Below are 12,775 nucleotides of genomic sequence, written 5' to 3' on the forward strand. Positions count from 1 at the left end.
CAGGCTACACCACCGCGCAAGATGGCGTTTGACAGGAGCAGATCATGACCCAGACACCGGGAATAACCATTACGGGGGCTTCTGGCCGGATGGGGCAGATGTTGATTTCGCAGGTGATCGCGTCGGACCGCGTCCACCTTCATGCCGTGCTGGAGCGTGAAGGCCACGACTGGGTGGGCCGCGATGTCGGCGAAGCTATGGGTGGCGCCGCGCTTGGCATTGCAGTGACCGATGATCCGGAGGCCGCGATTGCCGGGGCGCAGGCGGTCATTGATTTCACAGCGCCCGCCGCGACCTGCGGATTTGCACCGATTGCCGCACGGGAGGGTGCCGTTCATGTGATCGGGACCACGGGGATGTCGGAGGCTGATATCGCCTCGCTTGAAGGACCGGCATCCGAGACAGTCATCGTGCGGGCGGGCAACATGAGCCTGGGCGTCAACCTGCTGACGCAGTTGACCAAGCGGGTCGCGGCGGCGCTGGATGCCGATTACGACATCGAAATCATCGAAGCGCACCACAATCAGAAGGTGGATGCACCATCTGGCACGGCATTGATGCTGGGTGAGGCGGCCGCGGAAGGGCGCGGGGTGGCTTTGAAGGACGTATCGGACCGGGGACGCGACGGGATCACCGGTGCGCGCAAGCAAGGTGATATCGGTTTTACCGCCATACGCGGCGGCGATATCGTGGGAGAGCATGACGTGATGTTTGCCGCCACAGGTGAACGGATCATCCTGCGTCATGTCGCATCGGACAGGACCGTTTTTGCGCGTGGCGCCTTGAAGGCGGCGCTGTGGGGCCAGGGGCGCGCACCGGGGCATTATAACATGCTGGATGTGCTGGGACTGTCCGACAGCTAGGCGGAAAATCACGCATCGGTTATTTTTCTTCAACTGAAATGAAACCAAAGCCTGTCATCGCGCGTATTTATTGTGTTCTCACGCCAGACGAGGTGCGCCATGAAGATTTTTATTACTGCAATTTTCGCGACAGTCATATGCGGTGCGCCTGCCCTTGCGGACTTTCAAAGGGTAGAAAGCCGAGCAGACTTCATCGCCTTGGTCAGTGGGAAGACACTCACACGGCCCTTGGTTAAACTGCAGGTCAGCCCAAACGGTCAGATCTCCGGCAAGGGGGCAACTTGGCCCGTCAGTGGCCAATGGCAGTGGAAGGATGGTTATCTTTGCCGCACGCTTGAATGGGGCGGCGATGATATGGGGTACAATTGCCAGGAAGTCAAAGCGAATGGCGCGCAGGTGCGGATCACGTCTGACCGTGGCACGGGTCAATCCGCAGATTTCCGACTGCGTTAAAAGTCGATCGCGATACCCTTCTTTTCCCAATCACCATAGCGGACTGGTTCCGGCCCGTCGCGCCCGCCTTTTTCAGGTGGCAGGTTCAGGTCTGCCGCCTTTTTGCGTCGCTCTGCCGCTTCGGCCAACGCCCGCTTTGCGGCCGGAGGCAAGTCGCGCGTGGCCTGAGGCTTGGGGTCTGGCGCCTGATCATCCGTCATATCTGTCCTCTTGAGCGGCTGGTGCCTTTGATATACGCCGCCGATACCGCAGAACAACCCAAAGGACAGCACAATGGCCGATACCGGCGTTCAGGCCCGCAGATCGGCCGTCTGGTTGCTTGACCAGATCACGGGAGATGACCCGCGCCTCATGTCGGAACTGTTGGCAGCGAGGGCGCTGGATAAACTGCCGCCCGATGATCGGGCGCGCGCACAGAGGTTGGCGTTGGAAACCTTGCGTGGAATGGAGCGTGCCGATCGGCTCTTGCAAAAGCACCTCAAAAAGCAGCCGCCATTGACTGTGCGCAATGTGCTGCGTCTGGGCACAGTCGAGCTGTGCCAAGGCGGTGCTGCGCATGGGGTGGTGAATGCGATGGTCACGATTGTGTCGCAGCACAAGCGCCTGGGGCACCTCAAGGGGCTGGTGAATGCGGTATTGCGCAAGATCGCGGCAAGCGGACCAGAGGCATGGGGCATTTTGCGCGCACCAAGGTTGCCGAAGTGGCTGCGGGGGCCTTTGGTGGAGGCATGGGGTGCTGATGCGATGGCGGCGATGGAACAAGCGCACTTCGCAGGCGCGCCGCTTGATCTGACCGCGAAAGGGGACGCCGGGGCGCTGGCGGAAACGCTGGGCGGCGTGCTGCTGCCCACAGGCACTGTGCGGTTGGCGCAGGCTGGTCAGGTTTCGGCCCTGCCGGGGTACGATACAGGGGACTGGTGGGTGCAGGATGCTGCAGCGGCCTTGCCGGTGCGGATGCTAAATCCGCAAAAGGACGAGTCCGCGCTTGATCTGTGCGCCGCACCAGGCGGCAAGACCATGCAAATGGCGGCGGCGGGTGCGCGCGTGACAGCGGTTGATACGTCGGACGGGCGCATGGCGCGGGTGCGGGAGAACCTCAAAAGGACCGGGTTGCAGGCCGATTTGAGGGTGATGGATGCGCGGCAGGTCAAAGATAGCTTTGATGCGATATTGCTGGATGCCCCCTGTTCTGCGACGGGCACGATACGGCGCCACCCCGATCTTCCCTTCGCAAAGAACGGTGATGACTTCGGCGCGCTGATCGCGTTGCAGACGGAGCTGCTGGATCATGCGTGGACACTGTTAAAGCCCGGCGGACGCATGGTGTTTTGTACCTGTAGCCTGCTGCCAGATGAAGGCGAAGTGCAGGTCGAAGAGGCATTGGTACGGCATGACGACATGCATGTTGAAACTATAGACCTGCCGGGCGTGGACCCCGCGTGGCGCAGCGCCGAAGGAGGGGTTCGCTTGCGCCCCGACTATTGGGCGGACAAGGGTGGCATGGATGGCTTCTACATCGCGTTGCTGCGCAAGGCAGGCTGATTTCGCCGATTGCCGGAGGCCGTGCTGAAAGACGGTGACTCCCCGGCTTACTCGGGCTAGACTGCTGCGAAACGCCGACAGAGCGTCAAGGGCAGCGACAAATGACTTCGATGACCAGACTGAAAGCGCGCGGAACGCGCCTTCTTGATCTGTGGCACGCCCGTGCTGCGGTCCGCACCCGCGCGCATGTGAAGGGTTTCGTGTCTTCCCCGGAACCCCGCACGATCGGATCGTTTGCCCGGGGACGCCAGTTGATCGCCGGGAACTATCTTTTTTCAGGGACATTGATCAACGCGCCGGAAAAGACACTGTGGCAGGTTGATGTGCCGAACGCGGCATATGCGGCGGAACTGCATGGATTTGCCTGGATGGATGATCTCGCGGCGGTTGGCGATCTGCCCGCGCGGGAGGCGGCGCAGGCGTGGCTTTGGGGCTGGATCGATACTTACGGGAAGGGCAACGGGCCGGGTTGGACCCCGAACCTGACAGGCAGGCGGCTGATCCGCTGGATCAATCATGCGATTTTCGTGCTGCGCGGGGTGGAATCGGACGAAAGCAGGTCCTTTTATCGTTCGCTCGAACAGCAAACGGTTTTCCTGTCGCGGCGGTGGAAGGCGGCGGCGCCCGGTTTACCCAGGTTCGAGGCTTTGACCGGATTGATTTACGCGGGCCTTGCGCTTGAAGGGCAGGAGGCGCTGGCGGAACCTGCGATTCAGGCGCTGGCCCGCGAATGTGCCACGCAGATCGATGAACAGGGCGGTGTACCAACGCGCAATCCCGAAGAACTGCTCGGGGTCTTCACGCTGCTGACCTGGGCGGCAGCCGCCTTGAGCGATGCCGGGCGTGGTACACCGAAGCCGCACCTGGAGGCGATCCAGCGCATTGCCCCCACTTTGCGCAGCCTGCGCCATGCCGATGGCGGCCTTGCCCGGTTTCATGGCGGCGGGCGCGGGGCAGAAGGTTGGCTGGATCACGCGCTGGCCGCTTCCATGGTGAAGACGCTTCAGCCTGACGGATTGGCAATGGGTTTTGCACGTCTGTCGGCAGGGCGCACCAGTGTGATCATCGATGCCGATCCGCCGCCGACCGGTGAAGGCTCCGCCAAAGCCCATGCATCCACACTTGCGTTTGAACTGACGTCTGGACGGCGGCCGTTGATCGTGAACTGCGGATCCGGCGCGGCTTTCGGTCTGGACTGGCGACGGGCGGGACGCGCGACGCCGTCGCATTCGACGTTGTGTCTTGGTAATCGGTCCAGCGCCCGGCTGGCCGATCCGGATCGGTATACCGGAGAAGAGGCGCTGATCGAGGGGCCGCGACATGTCCCGGTGGAGATCACACCGGTGTCTGATGGCATCTGTTTTCAGGGCGGGCACGATGGGTACCTGGTCAGCCACGGGATCACCCATGCGCGGCGGTTGGAATTGACACAGGATGGGCGCGGGCTGGCGGGGGAAGACATGATGCTGGCCCTCGCGGAGGCGGACAAGCGCCGATTTGACCGCGCACTTGACGCGGGCAAGTTGCAAGGGCTGGGCTTCAACATCCGCTTCCATTTGCATCCGGATGTGGATGCGACGCTTGATCTGGGCGGGGCTGCGGTGTCGATGGCGCTGCGCAGCGGGGAAATATGGGTGTTCCGGCATGATGGTGCCCACGATTTGCGTTTGGAACCGGGGGTTTACCTCGAAAGTAATCGCTTGAAGCCGCGGGCGGCGCAACAGATCGTGTTGTCAGGGACGACCTTCAACTACAACACACGGGTCAGGTGGTCCTTGTCCAAGGCGCAGGAAACTGCGATTGGCCTGCGTGATCTCCAGACGGATGATCTTTATACCGACCCAGACTGACCACAAGGATGTGACATGCCCGATCTTTCCCCCGTCAAACGCGCGCTGCTTTCTGTTTCCGACAAGACCGGCCTGATCGATTTGGGGCAGGCGCTGGCGCGCCATGGGGTTGAGTTGCTGTCGACAGGTGGCACCGCAAAGGCCCTGCGCGATGCGGGACTGGAGGTGCGTGATGTGGCAGATGTCACCGGGTTCCCCGAGATGATGGACGGGCGGGTCAAAACGCTGCATCCGGCGGTGCATGGCGGCTTGCTGGCGCTGCGGGATAATGATGATCACGTAGCGGCGATGGAGAGCCACGGAATTGCGGCGATCGATTTGGTGGTGGTGAATTTGTATCCGTTTGAGGAAACGGTCGCGAAGGGAGCCCCGTATGACGAGGTGATCGAGAATATCGATATCGGCGGGCCTGCGATGATCCGTTCGGCCGCGAAGAACCACGGGTTTGTGAGTGTGATCGTCGATACGGAGGATTACGCCGCTTTTGTGGCTGAGATGGATGCGAACGCGGGCCAAACGACCTATGCGTTGCGGCAGCGGTTGGCGCAGACGGCGTACGCGCGGACGAGCGCCTATGACATGGCGGTCAGCACATGGATGGCGGGGGCGGTTGAAGGCACACCGCGTCGGCGGACGTTCGGCGGAACTTTGGTGCAGAGCTTGCGATACGGCGAGAACCCGCATCAGAGCGCGTCTTTTTACAGCGATGGGTCTGGGGTTGCGGGGTTGGCGAGTGCCACGCAACATCAGGGCAAGGAACTGAGCTATAACAACATCAACGACACGGACGCGGCCTTTGCTTTGGTCAGTGAGTTTCGGCCCGAAGAGGGTCCGGCTTGTGCGATCATCAAGCATGCCAACCCGTGCGGCGTGGCGCGCGCGGATACCCTTGCGGCGGCTTATGAACGGGCGTTTGATTGTGACCGGACCTCTGCTTTTGGTGGGATCATCGCGGTCAACCAGCCGTTGGATGGCCCTACGGCAGAGGCCATCTCGGGCATTTTCACTGAAGTGGTGATTGCCCCTGGAGCAAATGACGACGCACGCGCGGTCTTTGCCAGGAAGGAGCGGTTGCGGCTGTTGACCACGGACGGGCTTGCCGATCCGACAGCAGCGGGGCTTGCCGTGCGGCAGGTGTCAGGTGGCTGGTTGGTGCAGGACCGGGATGTGGGCCGTGTCAGCGCAGATGACCTGAAGGTCGTGACCAAGCGCCAGCCCTCAGCCCAGGAACTGGCGGATATGCTTTTTGCCTGGACGGTGGCGAAACATGTCAAATCGAACGCGATCATCTACGTGAAGGACGGCGCCACCGTCGGCGTTGGCGCAGGGCAGATGAGCCGGGTGGACAGCACGCGGATCGCTGCGCGCAAGGCGCAGGATATGGCGGAGGTGATGGGGTTGCCCGCGCCACTGACGCAAGGCTCAGTCGTGGCATCGGACGCATTTTTTCCCTTTGCCGATGGCCTTGTCACTGCGGCGGAAGCGGGGGCGACCGCGCTTGTCCAGCCAGGCGGCTCAATGCGCGATGAAGAAGTGATCGCGGCGGCAGACGAATTGGGGCTGGCGATGGTGTTCACCAACATGCGCCACTTCAGGCACTGATATGCGCGCGCTGTCCCTTGCAGCCCTTGCGGCGTTTCTGATCGACCAGATCAGCAAATATGTGGTCATCCACATGTGGGAACTGGCACGCATCCGTTCGATTGATGTGCTGCCGCCGATCTTGAATTTCCGCTATGGCGAGAACCGGGGCATCAACTTTGGGCTGTTTGGCGACGGGTCGGAGGCAAGCCGGTGGTTTCTGGTCGTCTTGGCGCTGGCGATTTCCGCTGCGGTAGTGATCTGGATCAGGCGTTCAAACCAGCCACGGATTGCACAGATCAGCGCCGGCTTGCTGGTCGGGGGCGCGGTGGCAAATGTGTTTGATCGGCTCCTGTACGGCTATGTGCTTGATTTCCTGAATATGTCGTGCTGCGGGATCAATAACCCCTTCGTTTTCAACGTGGCCGACATCTTTATATTTGCCGGGGCGATCGGGCTTGTGTTTCTTGCCGATGATGGAAAGGGCGCAACGGCTGGAAGTCCGGATAAAAAACGCCAGTGACATTGCCTGCTTGCCTGCGATATTGAAGAGGCAGACCAAAGGAGACCGCCATGCGCGCACTCGTCATACTGATCCTGATCCCAATGGCCCTTTCGGCCTGTGCCAACAAGGGTCTTCGCGATCTGCGCACGGATTCCAACGGACCTGACGAATTCCTGATCCAACCGGTCAAGCCGCTGGAGGCACCGCCCAGCTATGCCGAACTGCCAGCACCCACACCGGGGCAGGTCAGCATCACGGATCGTTCTGCCCTGGCTGAAGGGGCAGCTGCCTTCGGTGGTCGGCTCGACTCGGCGGATGGCGGTATCCCGGCAAGCGATGGTGCCTTGGTCCAGCATGTCAGCCGGAGCGGCGTAGACCCCGACATTCGCGCAGACCTTGCAGAAAAGGACGCCCAGTTCCGCAAGCGCAAGCAGCGCCTGACGCAAATTCGCATCGTGCCGGTGGATCGTTATAATCAAGCCTATCGGCGCCAAGCGCTGGATGCTGAGGCAGAGGCACAGCGCTGGCGCAGAGCGGGTGCGCGCACGCCGTCCGCACCCCCGCCGGTACGTGCTTCCATATTCTGATACCGACTGCGATCTGAGCTTTGCCGCCGCCATTGCGGCATGATCGCTCACTTTTGCGCGGGTCGACTTGATTGTGGGCGCAACCCACGTACCTAAAGCGAAACCCGCAGTTCGTGAGGACCTTGATGATCCGATTGCCCTTCGCCGCCGCCGTTATGGCGTTGTTTCTGTCTTCCTTGCCCTTGCAGGCAAGTGATCCAACCGGGAATGAAGCCGTTACAAGCTTCACGCTTGATAATGGTATGGATGTGGTCGTGGTCGAAGATCACCGCGCCCCTGCCGTTCAGCAGATGGTCTGGTACCGCGCCGGTTCGGCGGATGAGCCGATTGGTTCGTCCGGTGTGGCGCATTTCCTTGAGCACCTGTTGTTCAAGGCAACCGACAAGATGGAAGCGGGCGAGTTTTCTGCCACAGTGGCGGCGAATGGCGGGCGTGATAACGCCTTCACCAGCTATGACTACACCGCGTATTTCCAGCGTGTTGCCGCCGACAGGCTTGAGTTGATGATGCAGATGGAGAGCGACCGGATGCGCAACATCCGCCTGACGCCGGAAAACATCCGCACCGAACGTAACGTGATCCTGGAAGAGCGCAACCAGCGGACCGACAATTCCCCCGGCGCGCTTTTCAACGAACAGGTCAACGCAGCACAGTACCTCAATCACCGCTATGGTGTGCCGATCATTGGCTGGCGGCATGAGATGGAGCAGTTGGATCTGGAAGACGCGCTGTCATTCTACGAGACCTATTATTCACCCAACAACGCGATCCTGGTGGTGTCCGGCGACGTTGAACCCGATGAGGTCAGGCGGCTGGCAGAGATGTACTATGGCGTCATCCCTGCCAATCCCGAACTGCCCGAAAGGGTCCGTTCGCAAGAGCCGCCACAGACCGCAGAACGGCGCCTGACGTTCCGCGACGCACGGGTGGCGCAGCCTTATGTCAGCCGGTCCTACCTTGCACAGGAACGCGACCCCGGTGAACAGGAGAAAGCCGCGGCGCTGACGTTGCTGGCGGACATTCTGGGAGGCGGGACCACATCGTATCTCGCGGAGAAACTGCAGTTTGACCAACAGATCGCCACCTATACCGGCGCTTTTTATCGGGGGGCGACGCTGGATGATACCACCTTTGACGTGGTGGTCGTTCCGGCCGCCGGTATCAGCCTCGAAGAAGGTGAAGCGGCAATGGATGCGGCGTTGGAAGCATTCCTGCAGGATGGCGTGGACCCCGAACAACTGGACCGGATCAAACTGCAGATCCGGGCCGAGCAAATCTATGCCCGCGACGATGCGGAGCGGGTCGCCAACCGCTATGGCAGGGCGCTGGCCATCGGGCTGAGCGTTGAGGACGTGCAAGACTGGCCGGGCATTCTTGATGCCGTGACGGCGGAAGACATCATGCAGGCCGCGCGGGAGGTCTTTGATCGCCGCACGTCCGTCACGGGATGGTTGATGAAAGCGGAGACTGACCAATGAGAGTGTTCCTTGCCCTGATCATGACCGTCGCGCTGGCTTTGCCTGCACGGGCCGAAGTCGATATTCAGGAAGTAACCAGTATTGGTGGCCTGACCGCATGGCTGGTGGAAGAACCTTCCATCCCCTTTGCGGCAGTGGAGATACGGTTTCGCGGCGGAGCATCGCTTGATGCCCCGGGCAAACGCGGCGCCATCAATCTGATGACGGCTTTGCTGGAAGAAGGTGCTGGCGATATGGATGCACGCGCCTTTGTACGCGCCAAGGAGGAACTCGCGACGACGCTGTCGTTTGATGCGTCAAACGACGCGGTTTCCGTTTCTGCACGTTTCCTGACCGAGAACCGCGCTGAATCGATGGCGCTGCTGAAAGCGGCCCTGACCCAACCCCGCTTTGACCCGGAAGCGATTGAGCGGGTGCGCGGACAAGTGCAGTCGATCATCAGCTCCGATCTGAAGGACCCCAACGACATCGCGCGCCAGACATTTCGGGAACTGGTCTTCGGGGATCATCCCTATGGGTCGTCCCTCAATGGCACAGAGGCGAGCGTTGCGGCGTTGACGCGTGACGATCTCCTGGCGGCCCACCGCGCGGTGCTGGCGCAGGACCGGGTCTATATCAGTGCGGTGGGTGACATCACGCCGGACGAACTGGGCGTGTTGATGGATGATCTGTTGGGCGATCTGCCTGAAACCGGTGCCCCCAGGCCCGAGCGGGTGGAGGTGGACATTCCGCCCGGTGTGACAGTAGTCGACTTCGCGACACCGCAATCGGTCGCCATTTTTGGCCAGCGGGGTATCAAGCAAAGCGATCCGGATTATTTTGCCGCCGTCATCCTCAATCATGCCCTTGGCGGCGGATCGTTCGAAAGTCGTCTGATGGAAGAGGTGCGTGAAAAGCGGGGCCTGACCTATGGCGTCTATTCCTATCTTGCGCCGCGTGATCTGGCGGAGACGTATCAGGGGTCCGTCAGTTCATCCAACGACCGGATCGCTGAGGCGATAGCGGTCATTCGTGACGAATGGCGCAAGGCCGCCACCGAAGGTTTGACGGTGGAAGAGATCGACGCGGCCAAGACTTATATCACTGGGGCGTATCCCCTGCGATTTGACGGTAATGCGACGATTGCGAACATCCTTGTTGGCATGCAGATGCTGGACCTGCCGATCGACTACATCGCCACGCGAAACGATCGGGTGATGGCGGTGTCGCCGGAGGATATTTCACGTGTGGCCAGCGAATTACTGGATCCTGACGGGTTGCATTTCGTTGTTGTCGGCCAGCCTGAAGGCGTGGAAAGCACGGCGGCCAACTGATCTGACGCAGTTGCAAAAAGGAGCGGCCTTTGTCGCTCCTCTCGAATGTTTTGCTTGACCTAAAGTTGCTTCAGGCAGGTATGAACCTGATTGAAAAGGTTGAGCAGCCATGAAGATTTCAGAAATTGCCGAACGCACGGGACTCAGTATTTCCACAATCCGCTTTTATGAGAAATCAGGGCTTTGCCCGAGAATTAAACGTGGACCCGACGGGAAACGACAATTCTCAAGTGCCGATACGGATTGGCTGGTGTTGCTGGCTTCCTTGCGAACAACCGGAATGCCGATATCCCGGATGCGCGCCTTTGCGGGCCTATATGCTTCCGCCGATGACACGATCCCTGAGCGCAGGACTGCGCTGCTGGCACACAGACAAAGCCTTGAGGATCGACAAGCGGAGCTGGATCAGTGCCGCACAATCCTCGATCTGAAATTGCTAAGATATGATGAGCCAATGAAGGATCTGACATGAAGATAATCGTGGTTGGCGCGGCCGGTGATATTGGGAAGGCCGCTTGCAATGAACTCGGGCAAAGACATGAGATCATTACCGTCGGCCGCTCGGGTGGAGATTTTCAGCTCGATGCAACTGACCTGAGAGCGATCAAGGCGCTGTATGAAACGGTTGGCCGTTTCGATGCGGTCGTGTCCTGTGCGGGCGACGCGACGTTCGCACCTCTGGCAGAAATGGATCAAGACGCATTCATGGTCGGTCTTCGGCAAAAGGTGATGGGGCAGGTGAACCTTGTCCTTGCTGGATTGAATGTCATCGCGGATGGCGGATCGTTCACCCTGACAAGCGGTGTTCTTGATCGCGACCCAATCCGCATGGGAACAAATGCGGCGACGGCGAACGGAGCGCTTGCGGGTTTCGTCAAGAGCGCCGCGATAGAGATGACGCGTGGCGTGCGTCTCAATGTGGTCAGCCCCGGATTGCTGGACGTGTCGGTGCCGCGATACGGTGCGTGGTTCCATGGTCACAAGCCGGTGCCGTCCCATGAGGTCGGATTGGCATATGCAAAGTGCGTAGAAGGCGCTTTGACTGGACAGGTTGTTATCGTGGCGTGACTGGCCAAACCGCAAACCGGGCGTGGGTACAATCTGCGAAGGGGAGTTGCGTCCCGAAATCCGCAACCACGACCGCACCAGAGCCCGAAAAACTTCGCAAGTGGTGCCCTGCATAAAGAACCTTCATCGCCGCAGCGCATCCGGAGCTGTCGCTAGCCCGATTTGTCACGCCGCCGCTGTTGCTTCGGCTGCGGGTGTGCCACGTGGTCGGCTGCGCAACAGCAGCCAGACCATGATTGCGATGTTCATGCCGTTCCAGACAATCCCGTTGACGAAGGCCAGCTGATACGACCCGCTCAGGTCGTAGATCAGCCCCGACAGCCATCCGCCCAGCGCCATGCCTAGGATCGTCGCCATCATCACGAAGCCAACCCGTGCGCCTGCTTCGCGCGCGGGCAGATATTCCCGCACGATCAACGCGTAGGACGGCACGATGCCTCCCTGGCTCAACCCGAAGATCAGGCTCACCAGATAGAGCGATACAATCCCGCCAGCGGGCAGGTACAGGAACAACGCGATGCACTGCAGAACGGAACCAATCAGCAACGTCCGCACCCCGCCCAGCCGATCCGCCAACAGGCCTGATACAATCCGGGAGCCGACCCCGGCCATCAGCATCAGCGCCAGCATTTCCGCCCCTACAGCGGGGCCAAAGCCCATGTCGACGCACAATGCCACGATGTGTACCTGCGGCATGGACATGGCCACGCAGCAGCCGATCCCCGCGATCCCCAGCAGGATTTGCAGACCACGCGGGCTTAGTCCCGAAGATTGTGCATTGAGTGTTGAGGCATGTTGTGCTGCTTCCCGGCTTGCCTCCGACACCTTGCGACGCAGGGTGAAGGCCATCGGAATGACACCGAAGAACGTCGCCGCGCCAAGAATGGTGTAACAGGCGCGCCAACCATCCTCCTGCAGTACGCCCGCCAGCACCAACGGCCAGAACGCCCCGCTGAGGTAGTTGCCGCTGGCCACCAGCGCCACAGCGATGCCACGCTTGCGCACGAACCAATGGGAGATGTCCGCAATCAACGGCCCGAAGCCCACGGCGGACGCCAGACCAATGACCAGTTGTGCCAGCGACAGCATCGCAATCGACTGTGACAGGACCGCCAGCGCAAACCCGAGTGTCAGCGCCAGCGCCGCACAGACCAGTGACCAGACCACGCCGAAGCGATCCACGGCCTGACCCAGGAAATAATTGCCCAGCGCAAAACCAATCATCGTGAGCGTATACGGCATTGAAGATGCGGCGCGATCCGTCCCGAACTCTGCCTCGACTGCCGGCATGATCACGATAATCGCCCACATACCGGCATTAGCGATCAGTGCGACGAGCATTGTCAGGACAAGGCGGCCCCAGGCATAGGGGCTGTCGGTTTCAGGGTGCAGAAGGGTCATGCCTCATCTGCGATCAGGGTGCTGCCCTGCGCAAGCGAAACCAGCATCGAAAGGGAAATAGCTGACAAGTTTATCTGTTAAGGCAACCGCAACGGCTGTGCAGATAGACCTCTCTCCGGGTGAGATAGAAGGTG

General features: G+C 60.6%; 12 protein-coding genes. 10 read left to right on the forward strand and 2 right to left on the reverse strand.

Going from position 1 to position 12,775, the window contains the following annotated elements; genetic code table 11:
- The first annotated feature begins 44 nt into the window (after positions 1-44).
- Positions 45-863: a 4-hydroxy-tetrahydrodipicolinate reductase gene (gene dapB / locus AB4X18_RS09120; protein ID WP_370399785.1), complete on the forward strand. Its 819-nt coding sequence runs from the start codon at positions 45-47 to the stop codon at positions 861-863.
- A gap of 449 nt (positions 864-1,312) precedes the next feature.
- On the opposite strand, the gene AB4X18_RS09125 is transcribed toward dapB, so the two are convergent.
- A complete protein-coding gene (locus tag AB4X18_RS09125) occupies positions 1,313-1,516 on the reverse strand; it encodes a DUF1674 domain-containing protein (RefSeq protein WP_370399786.1) in 204 nt (67 codons plus the stop codon).
- 73 nt (positions 1,517-1,589) lie between these two features.
- On the opposite strand from AB4X18_RS09125, the gene AB4X18_RS09130 reads away from it, so the two are divergent.
- From AB4X18_RS09130 to AB4X18_RS09170, 9 genes are all read left to right on the forward strand, one after another.
- Positions 1,590-2,858 carry an RsmB/NOP family class I SAM-dependent RNA methyltransferase gene (locus AB4X18_RS09130; RefSeq protein ID WP_370399787.1) on the forward strand — a complete coding sequence of 423 codons (1,269 nt, stop codon included), beginning with the start codon at positions 1,590-1,592 and terminating at the stop codon, positions 2,856-2,858.
- 101 nt (positions 2,859-2,959) lie between these two features.
- Positions 2,960-4,708: a heparinase II/III family protein gene (locus AB4X18_RS09135; RefSeq protein WP_370399788.1), complete on the forward strand. Its 1,749-nt coding sequence runs from the start codon at positions 2,960-2,962 to the stop codon at positions 4,706-4,708.
- Positions 4,709-4,723: 15 nt separating this feature from the next.
- A complete protein-coding gene (gene purH, locus AB4X18_RS09140) occupies positions 4,724-6,310 on the forward strand; it encodes a bifunctional phosphoribosylaminoimidazolecarboxamide formyltransferase/IMP cyclohydrolase (RefSeq protein WP_370399789.1) in 1,587 nt (528 codons plus the stop codon).
- A 1-nt stretch (position 6,311) separates the two neighbouring features.
- Positions 6,312-6,812, forward strand: coding sequence for a signal peptidase II (lspA, locus tag AB4X18_RS09145; RefSeq protein ID WP_370399790.1), 501 nt, complete (start codon positions 6,312-6,314; stop codon positions 6,810-6,812).
- A 50-nt stretch (positions 6,813-6,862) separates the two neighbouring features.
- Positions 6,863-7,381 carry a DUF3035 domain-containing protein gene (locus AB4X18_RS09150; protein WP_370399791.1) on the forward strand — a complete coding sequence of 173 codons (519 nt, stop codon included), beginning with the start codon at positions 6,863-6,865 and terminating at the stop codon, positions 7,379-7,381.
- A 125-nt stretch (positions 7,382-7,506) separates the two neighbouring features.
- Entirely contained in the window at positions 7,507-8,859 is a 1,353-nt protein-coding gene (locus tag AB4X18_RS09155; protein ID WP_370399792.1) for a M16 family metallopeptidase, read from the forward strand.
- Positions 8,856-10,172 (forward strand): M16 family metallopeptidase, encoded by a 1,317-nt coding sequence (locus AB4X18_RS09160; protein WP_432817317.1) that lies wholly within the window; start codon positions 8,856-8,858, stop codon positions 10,170-10,172. Before AB4X18_RS09155 ends, AB4X18_RS09160 begins: the two co-directional genes overlap by 4 nt.
- Positions 10,173-10,281: 109 nt before the next feature.
- On the forward strand, positions 10,282-10,644 hold the full coding sequence (locus AB4X18_RS09165) for a MerR family transcriptional regulator (RefSeq protein WP_370399793.1): 363 nt from the start codon (positions 10,282-10,284) through the stop codon (positions 10,642-10,644).
- Entirely contained in the window at positions 10,641-11,240 is a 600-nt protein-coding gene (locus AB4X18_RS09170) for a short chain dehydrogenase (RefSeq protein ID WP_370399794.1), read from the forward strand. The genes AB4X18_RS09165 and AB4X18_RS09170 overlap by 4 nt, the downstream gene beginning before the upstream one ends.
- Before the next feature lie 165 nt (positions 11,241-11,405).
- Here AB4X18_RS09170 and AB4X18_RS09175 read toward each other — a convergent pair whose 3' ends face one another.
- Positions 11,406-12,641: an MFS transporter gene (locus AB4X18_RS09175; RefSeq protein WP_370399795.1), complete on the reverse strand. Its 1,236-nt coding sequence runs from the start codon at positions 12,639-12,641 to the stop codon at positions 11,406-11,408.
- Between the last annotated feature and the right edge of the window lie 134 nt (positions 12,642-12,775).

This window comes from Sulfitobacter rhodophyticola (assembly GCF_041281685.2).
GTDB lineage: Bacteria > Pseudomonadota > Alphaproteobacteria > Rhodobacterales > Rhodobacteraceae > Sulfitobacter.